The organism is Pseudomonas chlororaphis subsp. aurantiaca, assembly GCF_013466605.1.
Taxonomy (GTDB): domain Bacteria; phylum Pseudomonadota; class Gammaproteobacteria; order Pseudomonadales; family Pseudomonadaceae; genus Aquipseudomonas; species Aquipseudomonas chlororaphis_I.
In genome coordinates, this window is sequence record NZ_CP059162.1 from 2,543,715 (window position 1) to 2,558,564 (window position 14,850).

11 protein-coding genes are annotated in these 14,850 nt (G+C 58.8%); 8 read left to right on the forward strand and 3 right to left on the reverse strand.

The window, feature by feature from the left end; genetic code table 11:
- Positions 1-91: 91 nt before the first annotated feature.
- Positions 92-1,033, reverse strand: coding sequence for a class I SAM-dependent methyltransferase (locus tag H0I86_RS11870; protein ID WP_180925149.1), 942 nt, complete (start codon positions 1,031-1,033; stop codon positions 92-94).
- Between the two features lie 141 nt (positions 1,034-1,174).
- On the opposite strand from H0I86_RS11870, the gene H0I86_RS32120 reads away from it, so the two are divergent.
- A complete protein-coding gene (locus tag H0I86_RS32120) occupies positions 1,175-1,306 on the forward strand; it encodes a hypothetical protein (protein ID WP_016702842.1) in 132 nt (43 codons plus the stop codon).
- 152 nt (positions 1,307-1,458) lie between these two features.
- Here the strand turns inward: H0I86_RS32120 and H0I86_RS11875 are convergent, their stop codons facing one another.
- Positions 1,459-1,845, reverse strand: a complete 387-nt coding sequence (locus H0I86_RS11875) for a VOC family protein (protein WP_038580070.1) — start codon at positions 1,843-1,845, stop codon at positions 1,459-1,461.
- A 262-nt stretch (positions 1,846-2,107) separates the two neighbouring features.
- Here H0I86_RS11875 and H0I86_RS11880 point away from each other — a divergent pair, with 262 nt between their 5' ends.
- Positions 2,108-2,488 (forward strand): RidA family protein, encoded by a 381-nt coding sequence (locus tag H0I86_RS11880; RefSeq protein ID WP_009048334.1) that lies wholly within the window; start codon positions 2,108-2,110, stop codon positions 2,486-2,488.
- A 124-nt stretch (positions 2,489-2,612) separates the two neighbouring features.
- Positions 2,613-4,601, forward strand: coding sequence for a peptidase U32 family protein (locus H0I86_RS11885; protein ID WP_180925150.1), 1,989 nt, complete (start codon positions 2,613-2,615; stop codon positions 4,599-4,601).
- 109 nt (positions 4,602-4,710) lie between these two features.
- On the opposite strand, the gene H0I86_RS11890 is transcribed toward H0I86_RS11885, so the two are convergent.
- A complete protein-coding gene (locus tag H0I86_RS11890) occupies positions 4,711-5,256 on the reverse strand; it encodes a thioesterase family protein (protein WP_180925151.1) in 546 nt (181 codons plus the stop codon).
- 106 nt (positions 5,257-5,362) lie between these two features.
- Between H0I86_RS11890 and H0I86_RS11895 the strand changes: the two genes are divergently transcribed.
- The 5 genes from H0I86_RS11895 (at position 5,363) to H0I86_RS11915 (ending at position 14,570) form a co-directional block, all read left to right on the forward strand.
- Positions 5,363-6,328, forward strand: a complete 966-nt coding sequence (locus H0I86_RS11895; RefSeq protein ID WP_180925152.1) for a GlxA family transcriptional regulator — start codon at positions 5,363-5,365, stop codon at positions 6,326-6,328.
- Between the two features lie 260 nt (positions 6,329-6,588).
- Positions 6,589-9,417, forward strand: coding sequence for an ATP-binding protein (locus H0I86_RS11900; RefSeq protein ID WP_180925153.1), 2,829 nt, complete (start codon positions 6,589-6,591; stop codon positions 9,415-9,417).
- The gene (pvrR, locus tag H0I86_RS11905; RefSeq protein ID WP_180925154.1) at positions 9,405-10,586 is read left to right on the forward strand and encodes a response regulator cyclic di-GMP phosphodiesterase PvrR; all 1,182 of its coding nucleotides are present in this window, start codon (positions 9,405-9,407) and stop codon (positions 10,584-10,586) included. The genes H0I86_RS11900 and pvrR overlap by 13 nt, the downstream gene beginning before the upstream one ends.
- Positions 10,587-10,639: 53 nt before the next feature.
- Complete coding sequence (locus H0I86_RS11910; protein WP_180925155.1) at positions 10,640-13,864, forward strand: hybrid sensor histidine kinase/response regulator; 3,225 nt, start codon at positions 10,640-10,642, stop codon at positions 13,862-13,864.
- 58 nt (positions 13,865-13,922) lie between these two features.
- The gene (locus H0I86_RS11915) at positions 13,923-14,570 is read left to right on the forward strand and encodes a response regulator (protein WP_009043247.1); all 648 of its coding nucleotides are present in this window, start codon (positions 13,923-13,925) and stop codon (positions 14,568-14,570) included.
- Positions 14,571-14,850 lie beyond the last annotated feature (280 nt).

The following is a 14,850-nucleotide window of genomic DNA, read 5'->3' on the forward strand; positions in this document are numbered from 1 at the left end:
CGGGAGGTGCCGGTTGTTATCAAGGTGCTGGCCTGGGTCGGTGGATTGCGGGTGCGGATCTGTGGCAAGCCCGGCCTGAGCCGCCGCGCGCTTATTCGACCCGGCGGAACACCAGGGCCTTCAGGCCGCTTTCGATATCGGTATCGGGAAACTCCGGCGGGTTGTCCAGGCGTTGCTCGAAGCGCAGGCCCGGGGCTTCGCGGGTGACGCCGTCGATCAGGAAGTCCGAGGCGACGGCCGGGTCGTTCATGCAGGCCAGTACGCAGCCGTCGGCGGTGAGCAATTCCGGCAGACGCCGCAGTACCCGGGCGTAGTCCTTGGTCAGCAGGAAACTGCCTTTCTGGAACGAAGGCGGGTCGATGATCACCAGATCGTAGGGGCCGGCGTTCTTCACCTTGCTCCAGGACTTGAACAGGTCGTGGCCGAGAAAGGTTACCTGGCTCAGGTCATGGCCGTTGAGCCGGTGATTGTCGCGGCCTCGGCTCAGGGCCGGGCGCGACATGTCGAGGTTGACCACATGGGTCGCGCCGCCCTCGATGGCCGCCACCGAGAAGCCGCAGGTGTAGGCGAACAGGTTCAGCACGCGCTTGCCCCGGGCATTGGCGCGCACCCAGTTGCGGCCGTAACGCATGTCGAGAAACAGGCCGTTGTTCTGCTTCTTGCCCAGGTCCACCCGATACCGCAGGCCTTCCTCGACCAGGGTCCATTCCTCGATAGGTTCGCCCACCAGCCAGTCCACCGGGCTTTGCAGCTGATAGCGGTGTTGCAGCAACAGGGTATGGGCGCCACAGGCCTGCCACTGCGGCGAGGTGCTGATCGCCAGCAGCAACTGCTTGAGCGCCTCCAGCTGTTCCGGCTCCGGCTCCTTGAACAGCGCCACCAGCACCACGCCCTGCAGCCAGTCCACGGTCACTTGCTCCAGCCCCGGCCAGCAACGCCCGCGGCCATGGAACAGGCGCCGGGTTTCCGCGGGAGCGGACGCCAGGGCTGTCAGCAGGTGATGGTGCAGGATGGAGAGGGCTTCGGGGTTCATCGCAGGGGCCAGCAACGGAAAAGGGTGGGCATTTTAAACACAAATGCCGCGTGGGGAACGCGGCAAGTCAGTGGCCTGCACCCGTGCCGATGGCCGGGTGCGATGTCGAGCGGGGCTGCCGATCAGGTGTGGAGCAGGGCGATGGCAAAGGAAACCACGATCATGCAGGCGACCGCAAAATTGATATTCATGACGTACTTGTCCGACGGTATTGAAGGTGGCGCCATTCTGAAGGCATCGGCGGAAAATAAAAAATCCGCTTTCATGATTTGAATGATCGACGGCAGTGATGGTTGGTGGCGTCATGCCCGGCAGGCCGTGAAACGGGGAGCGAGTGGATATCTGCGCGAAGCTGATTATTCAGGCTTCGCGCAATCCAATGAGATCGTCGAGGGCCTGCCTCCAGTTCGCCATGCCATGGCTGTTCAGTTCTGCTGGACGATCTGGATAAGGTTGCCGCAGGTGTCGTCGAAGACCGCTAGGGTCACCGGGCCGGCGACCGTCGGCGGCCGGGTGAACTGCACGCCCAGGGCGCTCAGCCGGGCATATTCGGCGTGCACATCCTCGACCCCGAAGAAGGTGAAGGGAATGCCATCGCGTTTCAGCGCCGAGGTGAACGGCTTGGCGGCCGGGTGGGCGTCGGGCTCCAGCAGCAACTCGACGCCGTCGGGGTCGCCGGGCGAGGTCAGCGTCAGCCAGCGGTGCTCGCCCATGGCGATGTCGTGCTTGAGCTGAAAACCCAGCACGTCCCGGTAGAAGGCCAGGGCCTTGGCCTGGTCGTCGACGACCACGCTGGTGATCACGATCTTCATGGGTTGGTTCTCCGTATTGATGCGCGAATGGCCAGCAGGATGTCGAGGGCCTGTCGGCGATAAATGCCTGACAGGGATAATAGTTGGGCGGCAGCGTCGCCCGCGCCCTGGAGTGTTACAGGCTGCCACCGGGCGAGGAGGGCGGTCTGGGTTTTCCAGCCGATTCCCGCACGACCCGGCGCCGGGGCTGTAAACTGGCGCGCCAAAGCCGTTGTCCAGCGAGGCGCCGGCCATCCTTTATCACCCCGAACAAGAGAGCCCCATGGCCAACCACGATATCGACTTCATTCCCGATCCCGACGCCGACTCCATTTCCTCTGACGTCGCCGGTTTCGCTGGCATCCTGGTTTCCACCCAGATCCCCACCCGCGCCGACGGCAGCCTGGAACTGGGCGGCATCACCGCGCAGAGCGAGTGCACCCTGCAGGCGCTCAAGGTAGCGCTGGAAAAGGCCGGCAGCTCCATGGACCGGGTACTGCACCTGACCATCTACCTCACCGACATGGCCGACCGCGCCGCGTTCAACGAGGTCTACCAGCGCTTCTTCGCCAAGCCCTGGCCGGTGCGCGCCGCCGTTGGCGTGGCGTCCCTGGCGGTCGAAGGCATGCGCGTGGAAGTCACCGCGATGGCGGCCAAGGCCTGAGTTCCAGTCTTTAGCCGGTGGCGCCGCTCGGCGAGTTCGCGCCACCGGGCAGTACACGGGTGCCGGTCAGGCGTTTCGCCGCTACAATGCGCGCCTCGACCGTGACAAGCCTGACTAAAAAAATATGTCCTTGCCCAAGCATCACCTGGAATTGCTCAGCCCTGCCCGCGATGTAGCCATCGCCCGCGAGGCCATCCTGCATGGCGCCGACGCCGTGTACATCGGCGGCCCAAGCTTCGGCGCGCGCCACAACGCCTGCAACGAGGTGAGTGAAATCGCCGAGCTGGTGGAGTTCGCCCGGCGCTACCACGCGCGGATTTTCACCACCCTCAACACCATCCTCCACGACAACGAGCTGGAGCCGGCGCGCAAGCTGATCCACCAGTTGTACGACGCCGGCGTCGACGCGCTGATCGTCCAGGACCTGGGCGTGATGGAGCTGGACATTCCGCCGATCGAGCTGCATGCCAGCACCCAGACCGATATCCGCACCCTGGCGCGGGCCAAGTTCCTCGACCAGGCCGGCTTCTCGCAACTGGTCCTGGCCCGCGAGCTGAACCTCAAGGAAATCCGCGCCATCGCCGACGAAACCGACGCGGCGATCGAGTTCTTCATCCACGGCGCGCTGTGCGTGGCCTTCTCCGGCCAGTGCAACATCTCCCATGCACAGACCGGCCGCAGCGCCAACCGGGGCGACTGCTCCCAGGCCTGCCGCCTGCCGTACACCCTCAAGGACGAAAAGGGCGGGGTGATCGCCTACGAGAAGCACCTGCTGTCGATGAAGGACAACAACCAGAGCGCCAACATCCGCGCCCTGGTGGAGGCCGGCGTGCGCTCGTTCAAGATCGAAGGGCGCTACAAGGACATGGGCTATGTGAAGAACATCACCGCCTACTACCGCCAGCGCCTGGACGATGTGCTCGAAGACCGCCCGGACCTGGCCCGCGCCTCCAGCGGCCGCACCGCGCACTTCTTCCTGCCCGACCCGGAAAAGACCTTCCACCGCGGCAGCACCGATTATTTCGTCACCGATCGCAAGATCGACATCGGCGCCTTCGACTCGCCGACCTTCACCGGCCTGCCGGTGGGCGTGGTGGAGAAAGTCGCCAAGCGCGACCTGCAAGTGGTAACTCACGAGCCGCTGTCCAACGGTGACGGCCTCAACGTGCTGGTCAAGCGCGAAGTGGTGGGTTTTCGCGCCAACATTGCCGAGCCCAAGGGCGAGTTCGAAGAGGACGGCGAGAAGCGCTATCGCTATCGCGTCGAGCCCAACGAGATGCCGGAAGGCCTTTACAAGCTGCGGCCGAACCACCCGCTGAACCGCAACCTCGATCACAACTGGCAACAGGCCCTGCAGAAGACGTCCGCCGAACGTCGCGTGGCCCTGAGCTGGGTCGCGCGCCTGCGTGAAGAGCAACTGGAAGTGACCGCGACCAGTGAAGAGGGGATCAGCGCCAGCGTGACCCTGAACGGCCCGTTCGGCGTCGCCAACAAGCCGGAGCAGGCGCTGGAGCAATTGCAGGACCTGCTCGGCCAGCTCGGCACCACGCAGTACCACGCCATCGACATCAAGCTCGATGCGCCGCAGGCTTACTTCATCCCCAACTCGCAGCTCAAGGCGTTGCGCCGGGAAGTGATCGAAGCCTTGACCGCCGCGCGGGTCGCCGCCCACCCGCGTGGCGGCCGCAAGGCCGAGACCACGCCGCCACCGGTGTATCCGGAATCGCACCTGTCGTTCCTGGCCAACGTCTACAACCAGAAGGCCCGCGACTTCTATCACCGCCATGGGGTGAAGCTGATCGATGCGGCCTACGAGGCCCACGAAGAGGCCGGCGAAGTGCCGGTGATGATCACCAAGCACTGCCTGCGTTTCTCCTTCAACCTGTGCCCGAAACAGGCCAAGGGCGTCACCGGCGTGCGCACCAAGGTGGCGCCGATGCAGCTGATCCACGGTGACGAAGTGCTGACCCTGAAGTTCGACTGCAAGCCGTGCGAGATGCACATCATCGGCAAGATGAAAGGCCACATCCTCAACATGCCGCAACCGGGCAGCGTGGTCGGCCATATCAGCCCCGAAGACCTGCTCAAGACCATCCCCCGCGCTCCGCATTGAGTGAGTGGGCGGGCGCGCCGCTCGCTCACTCGGTCAAACGCTGGCTGTCGCGCATCAACGCCATTGTCGACCTGGGTCGGCAATGGCGTTGTTGTCTCAGCGACTTGCCTCAACGCGCCGGGTTTTCTTCCGCGCGCAGTTGCACACTCATGTCATCGCAGCTTTGCGACCAGTCTTTCAGCCACTGTGGCAGCTCGGGCGATTGGTCCAGGCCCAGCTCGTGGACGAACTCACCGGGGGCGATCGTGCCTTTGGCCGAGCGGAACAGGCCGCGCATCACCACCACGCCGGTGACCCGGCCTTTGCTCACGAAGCGGTGTTCCATAAAGCTCCATTTCTCGTCCCAGCCGAGGATCCGGCTGTGGACCTCGAAGGCTTCGAACAGCTTCAGTTCGCGGCGGAACTTGCCCCACACATCGCCAACGATCGGCACCGCCCTGTGGCGCAGGGCCACGCGGTAGGCGCCGCTGCGCAGGACGAAGTCCATGCGCCCGAGGTCGGCCAGGGTGAAGTAGCGGCCGTTGGTGACGTGGCGGTTGAGGTCGAGGTCGAGCGGCCAGACGCGCATGCGCACGACGGTGGTGGCCAGGCCTTCGACCGGCCTGCGCCACGGACGACGAAACAGCATGAGCAGCATGCGGAACCAGAGATTCATGAGTACACCGATGATTGAAAGGATGGCCGCACTTTAGGCAAGGGGAATCGACTAAGCTAGGTGCGCAAATGACTTTTTTCATGCGAAAAGCGCAACGGAATTCACTATGCACGTCACCTTGCTCCTGGCCGACCACTGTTCCGCCGCCAGCGCCACCCTGGCCCTGGAGGTGCTGGGCGCCGCCAATCTGTTCGCCGAGACCGCCAGCGCGCCGTTCGAGGTGGTGGTCGCCTCGCTCGATGGCGCCGATGTCAGCGCCTGGGGCGGGCAAGCGCTGCGGGTGCAGCAGTCCGTGGCCGAGATCGCCCGGACCGACCTGGTGCTGATCCCCGGTTTTCTCTTCACCCTGAAGGAGGCCTTGCCGGCATTTGCCGGGCATGGGCCCTGGCTGCGACAACAGCACGCCCAGGGTGCGGTGCTGGCCTCGATGTGCACGGCCACTTTCCTGCTGGCCGAAGCCGGCCTGCTGAAGGACGCCCGCGTCACCACCCACTGGGCTTTCGCCGAGCCGTTCAGGCGGCGTTATGCCGGGGTCGAACTGGACGAGGGGCAGCTTCTCTGCGAGGACCGGGGCCTGATCACCAGCGGCGGTGCGAGCGCGGCCATGGACCTGCTGTTGCATCTGGTGCGGCGATTCGCGTCCCTGGAGCTGGCGCAGAAATGCGGCAAGTACCTGCTGATCGACAAGGTGCGCAGCGAGCAGTCGGTGTATGTCATGTGGTCATTGCCGAAGAGCCATGGGGATGGCGAGATCCTGCGGGTCCAGGACTGGCTGGAGGAACACTTCGACCAGCCGCTGCTGATCGACGACACGGCCCGGCGCTTCGGCTTCGGCGTGAGGAACTTCAAGCGCCGTTTCAAGGAGGCCACTGGCTACACGCCCCTGGCCTATCTGCAGACCCTGCGCCTGGAAAAGGCCAAGGAGCTGCTGGAATCCACGCGCATGACCCTGGACAGCATCACCTACAAGGTGGGCTACGAAGACAGCAACTCGTTTCGCCGGCTGTTCCAGCAACGGGTCGGCCTGCTGCCGGCGGCTTACCGCAAGAAGTTCCAGGGCAGCGCGAGCTGATTCGGAGGGGAGTGGGGGAAGGCGTTGAAGCTCGCGTCGTAGCGATCAGGTGAACTGGAAAGAAGGGGGGGGAAGCTACACAGGTATAACGCGCAGGGCTGCCGAACCCTCTGCCGCCTGGATGGATGTCCGCCTAATCAGGCAAGGTAATGAAGGTCGATGTTCTTGTTAATTGCATCATGGGTTGGTCTGAGCGCACAAAGGTGGCTTTAGGGATTTTCCGATAGGTTCTGTTTGCTGGTATCCCTAACCTTGGATGCATGAAATACAAACAGTTTCTTCAACCACTGGACAAGAACTTTTCCTCGCCCAAGGCGGTTGGCAAGCTCCTTCTGCTTTTGGCCTGGCTACTCCTGTTGTGCCTGTTCTGCGGTCTCTGCTTCTATTGGGTGTCCAGTTTAAGTAACGAAATCTCCAAGCACCGCCGAGTGATGAACGATGAAGTTTTCAAAGTTCAAGAGTCGTTGTTTCAGCGTGAGGCCCTGCTGCTGCATTTCAGCCGTTCGGTTCATTTGAATGCGCCAGATGTAGTCTCTCCTCCCGAGGCGCTGGAGGTTCCTCTGGGCCAGGACCAACGTAAGAGAGTCCTGCTGGGCAACTACGACTCCCCCTGGAGCCTGACTCTGTCTGGGCGCGATATCCACGAGCTGGAAGAGTTTCAGCTCGGTCTTGTGTACGTATCCAACAATGCAGAGCACACCATCAGCCGCATCTACGATCGCAGCTTCGATCATTACGTCCTGCCGAACAATGTGCTCAATGCGCTGGCTACGACGACGATGGCAAGCAAGCAGCAGTTTATCTGGTTGAACGATCCTGGTGATCCGCTCACGCGAATCTACATATTTCGACGCATTTCCAATGAGAAGGATGCTGGGTGGCTCGGGCTGGAAATGGTCGGCAAAGAGTTGGCGGTGGGGCTGATCGGTCAAGGTTCGGATGGTTATCTGTTGTTGAACAAGGCGCGCCAGCAAGTGTTGAGCAGTACGCCTGGCAATGACTTGAGTGTCTATTTCTCCAGGGTCTGGTCCAAAGACAGTTTCGGTTTTACTGGCCGCGGTCTGAGCCTTGGTTATCTGGCTCTGACCAAAAGCATCGGTGGTTCAAAGTGGGTGCTGATTTACTACGTGCCATTCAAGGCACTGTTGACGCCGCTGTGGCGGGACTCCGTGCTGGCCCTGTTGGTATTCGGCCTGATGGCCATGGGCGTTCAGCGTTTGGTGCTGCGGATCAATCGGCGGTTGGTCAACCCGGCTCTGCACCGCTTGGAAGCCTTGATCGAAAGTGAAGAGTTCAGTCGTACGGTCATCGACACGGCTCCGGTAGCCCTGTGTGTGTTGCGGCGTCTTGATGGCCAGGTGGTACTGGAAAATCGTCTGTGCGTGCAATGGCTAGGTGGAGACGCACAGCGTATTGCTCTGGATCAGGACTGGATACGACGCGCGTTCGACGACAATTCACCCGTCTGCGAAGAGTTGGAGACTGCCAGTGGCCATCATTTGTACCTGAGCTCGGTGCCTACCCGCTACAAGGGGGAGGACGTGCTGTTCTGTGCCTTCAGCGACATCAGTGCGCGCAAGCAGATGGAGCTGGCATTGGCTCGGGCCAAGCAGCATTCCGATGCTACCAACGAGGCTAAAAGCGTCTTTCTCGCGACCATCAGCCACGAAATTCGCACGCCTCTTTATGGCTTGCTCGGCACGCTGGAGTTGCTTGGCTTGACGAAGCTCGAACCGCAGCAGGCGAACTATCTTGATGCCATGCAGCGCTCAGCGTCGACCTTGGGGCATTTGATCAACGATGTATTGGATGTCTCCAAGATCGAAGCTGGTCAGTTGATGCTTGAGCCCGATGATTTCAACCCCTGCGAATTGGTGCAGGAGTTGATCCAGATGTTTTCCGCGGCAGCACAACGCAAGGGATTGATCCTGCAAGCGTTCTGCGACCCGAAACTGCCGACGATGATGCGCGGAGATGTAGCGCGGATTCGGCAGATTCTCAGCAATCTGCTGGGTAATGCCTTGAAGTTCACTGACTCCGGTCGCGTGGTGTTGCGCGTCAGGATCGAAAGTCGCGATTGCGAACGGTTGAACCTGCTTTGGCAAGTGACCGACACCGGCTGCGGCATTCGCGTGGAAGAACAAAGTCGTCTGTTCGAACCCTTCTATCAGGCTGGAGACCGTCAGAGCCGAGCCGGCGGTACCGGGTTGGGCTTGTCTATTTGTCAGCGTCTGGCCGAGTTGATGAATGGCGATATCCGTCTGGTCAGTGCCTACGGGCTGGGTAGCAGTTTCACCTTGTCGTTGCCGCTGGAGCAGGGTCGCCCGGAGAGCATGAGCGAGCAGGGCATTCGCCTGGCATCGTTACCGGTTTTCGTCAGCTCTCCTCTCCAGGAAGCGGCAGAGAACGTATGCGGTTGGTTGAACCGCTGGGGGGCGTCCGCGCAGATCCTCAACAGTACCGAGTTGCAACTGCCGCCCAAGGCGACATTGGTGGAACTGATCGTTGAGAACGACGCCGCCAGACCGCTGCTATTACCCAGCAGTTCGCGGGTACGGGCTTACCTTGGGGCGCCAGGGCAACCCGTACTGACGGACACCGCCTGGGAGGTCAACCTCAACAATATTCACGCTATCGGCCAGGCGGTCAGCCTGGCTCAAGGCAGCAGCCAGACTCATGCCGAGGCCAGCGCCGAACCCTTTCGTCAATTGTTGCAACGAGTGTTAGTGATCGAAGACAACCCCATCAATCAGTTGGTGCTCAAAGAACAACTCGAAGTGCTGGGCTGTGAGGTGACTCTGGCCAGTGACGGGCGCGAAGCGCTGATGCAATGGGCATGCGGCACCTTCGATCTGGTGCTGACCGACATCAACATGCCTGGCATGGATGGCCACCAATTGGTGCGGCAAATGCGGCGCATTGGTTGTGCCGTACCGATCGTGGGCGCAACCGCCAACACTGACCCCGAAGAGACTGCGCGCTGTCTCGATTCGGGCATGAACTTGTGTTTGACAAAACCCGTGGATCTTCTGTCCCTGTTCAACAGTTTGAACGCATTAAAGCCGGAGAAAATCGTATGTGCGCCATGAGTGTATTGATCGTCGAAGATCACCATTTTCAACGCGAATATCTGAAATCGCTGTTCAAGGCTGAGGGCGTGCATCGCATCGAGATTGCCGCTGATGGACAGGAAGCCCTGCAATGGCTGGACAAGCGAGACTTCGATCTGGTGCTCAGTGATCTGATGATGCCGGAGCTCGATGGCGTGCAGTTCATCCAGCAGCTGTCGTTGTCGAAGAGGCCGCCCCGCCTGGCACTGATGAGCTCGTCCTCGCGGCGCATGCTGGGAAGTGCCTGTACCGTGGCTGAAATGCTGGGAATCGAAGTGATCGATACGATTTCCAAGCCTGCCATGCCGGCCTCGATCAGGAGCTTGATCGAGAAGTGTGCGGCTCCTCAGCCGATCCCCGAAAGTGCACTGGCTCCGGTGTTGGTATTCAATCGACAGCAGTTGGAAGAGGCCTTGGAACAGGGGCAGTTCAAAGCGTGGTTTCAGCCGAAGAAGGCGTTGAGAAGTGGCAAGATCGCTTCGGCCGAAGCGTTGGTGCGCTGGGAGCATCCAACCTTGGGTACTTTGTTGCCAGGGCAGTTTTTATCGCAGATGGTTGATGCCGGACTGGAAGAGGCATTGTTGTTCTGCATGATCGAACAAACCGTTGAGGCCCAATTCAACTGGCAGAACAACGGCTTTCGAGTTCCGGTTTCGATCAACCTGCCGACACATTTGTTGAATGACTCCACCTTGCCCGATCGGCTTCACGAATGTGTTCTACGCTTGAACGGCATGCCATCCAAGTTGTGTTTCGAACTGACCGAATGCAGCATGACTGAGTTGCTCAGTCACTACATTGCCGGGGTATGCCGGTTGCGAATGAAAGGTTTCGGATTGGCCCAGGATGACTTCGGACAAGGGTTCAGTTCTTTTTACAACCTGGTCAAAACACCCTTTACCGAGTTGAAAATCGACCGGGCTCTGATCGCCAATTGCGAACATGAAGAAAGTACTGCGGTAGCGCTCAAAAGTATTATTGCACTGGGGCAGCATCTGGGGCTTGAAGTCGTCGCAGAGGGTGTTGAGAATCACGCGCAGCTGGCGTTATTGCGTCAGTTCGAGTGTGACGCGGTACAGGGCTTTTTGATTTCCAAAGCCGTCTCGAAAGAATCGTTTTCGGCTTTGCTACAACAGGAGGGTCGATGATGAAACAGTCGGTCCTCTAGGCTTCTCACTGGGTTGAATCAGTCGGATGGTTTATGGGAAACGATAATCTAATTAAAAATTTTGCCCGTACCTCCTTGCGATTGAACATGCTACTGATCGTAGCGGTTTCGCTGGCAATTCTGTTGTTCACCATGACCTACTGGGCTGCCGAGCGTCTGGTCCAGGAGCAATTGTTCAAGATCGAATTTCACTTCTCTCGCCTGATGGGCAACATCCATGAGCAGGAAGAGTTCTTGCTGCGTGTTGCCAGGCATAGCGATGAGGTGACACAAAAACGGGATCAGGCAGTCATTCCGTTTCAGCATCGCTTACTCAAGGAAGCGCGCGACTCCTTGATCTACGAAGGACGCGAATTCTCCTTTTCCATGCCGTTCACTCTGGCTGTTCCCACTGAGATGGCTTCGCAGGATGAAGTTGCCGGTATTGGAAAGTTTGGCGTGCTGGTTTCTAATTTGTACGGCTCGTATTGGAGCATTTCTTCTTATGCTGCGCCGCAAACGCTGCTGCTTGATCTTGATAGCTCAATCAGTATCGGTGTTCCGGCAGCCACTGCATCAAGGGAAGATGGACAGATCGGTCAGAGCGACTACCTGGAGCTGAGTGAAAACCTGAAAAAGCAAATTTTGAAGTTCCGCCCGGCACAATCGGATAATGCCGTGATGTGGGCGCCGGCCAATCATGTTCAGGGTGACGGGTCGTCTATCAAGTTCATTACCTACATGTACACCGACACACCGCAAAACCTGTGGGCCCACGATCAATCGAAGCGTCAATTGGTCATCGCCTCGTTGCTGGATCTGCGTTCAATTACCGATTCTTCTCGCCTTAGCGACTGGACGGTGTTCGATGCCATGGAACTCATCACCCCCGATGGATTGCTGCTGACGGGCAAGATACCCAGCTTCGATGATGCTCAAGAAGGGTTGCAATTGACCAGTGCCGGGTTCCTGGTCAAGACCACCAGCAAAGATGGCTGGCGTGGTTACTATCACCTTGATTACCGAAGTTTTTTTCAATATGCCAAGTGGCAGTTACTGGTATTGCTGGCTGTATGCCTGGCGTTTGTTGTCGTAGGTTATTTCTTGTTGCGCTGGTATGCCTTGAGGGTGGTCGTACCTGCTCGTCGGGCTCATGACAGGGTTGTAGAGAGCGACTCGTTCAGCCGCGCGATCATTCAGAATGCACCTGTGGCGTTGTGCGTGCTGGCGCGCAAAGATCGCAAGGTGGTCATGGAGAATGACCTGGCACTGCAATGGCTGGGAGACACACAAACCATCAGTCAGCTCAGCCGCGGCTGGCCTTCCGTAGCCGAATCGGCTGGAGCCGTCGGGGACAAGCATCTATCGATCACAATCAACGACCGACAGTTGGAAGTCAGTTTTTCGCCGTCGCGCTATCAAGGCGAAGACGTGGTGCTTTGTGCATTCAGTGACATCAGTGCTTACAAGCTGGCGGAGCGAGCACTGGCTGAAGCCAAGCAATCGGCGGATGCCTCGAATGAGGCCAAGACCGTATTCCTGGCGACCATGAGCCATGAAATTCGCACACCGCTGTATGGTGTGCTCGGTACCCTGGAGCTCCTGACCCTGTCGCCACTCAATGCCCTGCAACGTTCGCAGGTGCAAACCATGCAACGTTCCTCCTCGATTCTCTTGCAGGTGATCAGCGACATTCTGGACGTGTCGAAAATTGAAGCCGGGCAACTGGCGATCGAACACGTCGAGTTCACGCCATTGGAAATGATCGAGGATGTCCTGCAGTCCTACTCGGCTGCTGCGGGCGCCAAAGGGCTGCACCTCTATGCCTGTGTGGAAGTCGAGCTGCCGCGAAGACTCAGAGGCGACGCAGCCAGAATTCGGCAGATACTCAACAATTTGCTCAGCAATGCCATCAAGTTCACCGATGTCGGACGGATCGCCTTGAGGGTCAAAAGCGAGCCGGTCGAGGGCGGGTGGCAATTTCAGTGGCAGGTCACCGATACCGGCTGTGGCATTTCCAGCGAGCATCAGGTCCGCCTGTTCGAACCCTTCTATCAGGCGCACAGCCAGCAGCACACCGTGGGCGGTACTGGGCTCGGCCTGTCGATTTGCTGGCGACTGACGCAAATGATGGGCGGCAACCTGGCGATCGTCAGTGACACAGGACTGGGCAGCAGTTTCACATTGAGCTTGCCGCTCACGGTTGTGCCTGGTGAGTATCCGCTCCTGCCTGGATTCACCCTGAAGAACGAGGCCGTTGCAGTACGCGCTCCCATCAAGGAGTTGGCCATCAGCGTCTGTAACTGGCTGTCGCATTTCGGAGCGCTGGCGGTGACCGGTAGTGAGGTATCCGATGACCGTTATCCTGGCGCGGTGCTTGTCGATGTGATCCCGGAGCTCTTGCCGGAACTGGAATGGAGTGGTGAGCGGGTACGTTGCTCGGAAGAGGGGCTGGTCAAACCACAACGTACCTCCGATGGATATATCGTCAGTCTGCACAGCATCAAGGGCTTGTTACGGGCAGTGGCACTGGCCCAGGGCGAGCCGCTGGCTGAGGGTGAAAGCTGCGAGGCGATACAGCGTTGGTGTCGGTTCAGTCTGCATGTGCTCGTAGCCGAAGATAACCCTATCAATCAGACCTTGCTCAAGGAGCAACTCCAGCAGTTGGGGTGCAGCGTGGCATTGGCGTCCAACGGCGTGGAAGCGCTGCGACTCTGGGATCATGATGCTTTCGATGTCGTGCTGACTGACGTCAATATGCCGGAAATGAATGGGTATGAATTGACCACGGCGCTACGTCGATCCGATAGCAACACTCCCATTGTCGGCGTGACCGCCAACGCGATGCGTGAAGAAGAGGAGCGCTGTATCGGGGTGGGCATGAATGCCTGTGTGGTCAAGCCGATGTCATTGCAAACCCTGCACAATGTGTTGTTGAAGCTCTGCGGACATCTGGACGGCGCAATACTGCCTGCGCAAGAGGCGTCGGAAGAAAAAAGTGTCATGCAAGTGTCCAGTCAGTTGCGTGATGTGTTCATTCAGACGTTCAAGGAAGACCTGGCCAAAACTCGCGCCGCAGTGCGGGACAAAGATGCCAAGGCAGTGGGCTCCATGTTGCACCGGATACGCGGTGGGTTGTCGGTGGTTCAGGCACAGGACCTGCTCGATCGTTGCGTGGCTATTGAAGCGCAATTGGATGCAGAGGGGTGGGTGGATGAAAGACGGCGTGAAGTAGAGGATGTCCTCGAGCAAATCACGCAGGAGATGGAAAAGTTATGAACGCTATGGAAAGTGGCAGGAGCGGTTTGATCATTTCTTTTTCAAGGACAGTCTTAGCATGAATAAAATAAAAGTGGTGCTGGCCGATGATCACCCCATTGTATTGGCAGGGGTGAAAGAAACTATCGAGAGTGACGGCCTGTATGACGTGGTGAGCGTGGCCAAGACGTCTGGCGAGTTGATGAGTGCCATCAACGAACATTCGCCGGATATCGTGATCACTGATTTCTACATGCCAGGCGATGAGCACTATGGCGATGGCATGCGCCTGATCAGCTATCTGGTACGCCATTTCCCTCAGGTACGTTTTCTGGTGCTGACCATGCTGAACAACCGTTCGATTCTGGGGAGTCTCTACGATTGCGGAGTGTCCGGCGTGCTGCAGAAAAGCATCAACCTTGATGAAATAAATGTGGCGCTGCGCACTATCTCCAAGGGCGGCATCTACAAAGGTAACTTCACTCTTGAGCCTGACAGTGTGATGGCCTCTACGTCGTCAGTCAGTGAGCGTATTGCGAGTATTTCAATCAAAGAGGCAGAAGTGCTGCGGCTGTTTTTGGCGGGTGAGCGGCTCAAGGATATCGCTACCAGTCTCCAACGTAGCGCAAAGACCGTCAGTACTCAGAAGACTTCGGTCATGCGCAAATTATGTGTCCACTCCGACCAGGAGCTGTTCGCATTCTGTCAGGAACATCAGGTCGTCTGAAAGGCCCTGGATTCAACGACTGACTTACCTTCTTGCGCTCTATTTTTCATGTTGCTGACCACCTTGGGTGGTCATGTCTCCAGCATTGATCCAATCGGATTGCTGCTCGTATTTTGATTTCTACCTTCTTTCCTTTCTCGCTCGCGCCTCGACTCTGTTCGGATCGGCGCGTTTTAGGTTTTTCCCTAAATACCCCTTCAGGGGGGCTCCTTACCATTTGATTAATTCCAAGCATTGGCTCCGCCCATTGTGAAACGGTCCTGAGAGAACGCTGTTCCCA

Excerpts from the sequence above, each read along its gene's own strand:
- H0I86_RS11870 (WP_180925149.1), bottom strand. The coding sequence starts at position 1,033 with ATGAACCCCGAAGCCCTCTCCATCCTGCACCATCACCTGCTGACAGCC.
- H0I86_RS11880 (WP_009048334.1), top strand. The coding sequence starts at position 2,108 with ATGGCCAACCACGATATCGACTTCATTCCCGATCCCGACGCCGACTCC.
- H0I86_RS11885 (WP_180925150.1), top strand. The coding sequence starts at position 2,613 with ATGTCCTTGCCCAAGCATCACCTGGAATTGCTCAGCCCTGCCCGCGAT.
- H0I86_RS11895 (WP_180925152.1), top strand. The coding sequence starts at position 5,363 with ATGCACGTCACCTTGCTCCTGGCCGACCACTGTTCCGCCGCCAGCGCC.
- H0I86_RS11915 (WP_009043247.1), top strand. The coding sequence starts at position 13,923 with ATGAATAAAATAAAAGTGGTGCTGGCCGATGATCACCCCATTGTATTG.
- H0I86_RS11875 (WP_038580070.1), bottom strand. The coding sequence starts at position 1,845 with ATGAAGATCGTGATCACCAGCGTGGTCGTCGACGACCAGGCCAAGGCC.
- H0I86_RS11900 (WP_180925153.1), top strand. The coding sequence starts at position 6,589 with ATGAAATACAAACAGTTTCTTCAACCACTGGACAAGAACTTTTCCTCG.
- H0I86_RS11890 (WP_180925151.1), bottom strand. The coding sequence starts at position 5,256 with ATGAATCTCTGGTTCCGCATGCTGCTCATGCTGTTTCGTCGTCCGTGG.
- H0I86_RS32120 (WP_016702842.1), top strand. The coding sequence starts at position 1,175 with ATGGCAAAGGAAACCACGATCATGCAGGCGACCGCAAAATTGATATTC.
- pvrR (WP_180925154.1), top strand. The coding sequence starts at position 9,405 with ATGTGCGCCATGAGTGTATTGATCGTCGAAGATCACCATTTTCAACGC.
- H0I86_RS11910 (WP_180925155.1), top strand. The coding sequence starts at position 10,640 with ATGGGAAACGATAATCTAATTAAAAATTTTGCCCGTACCTCCTTGCGA.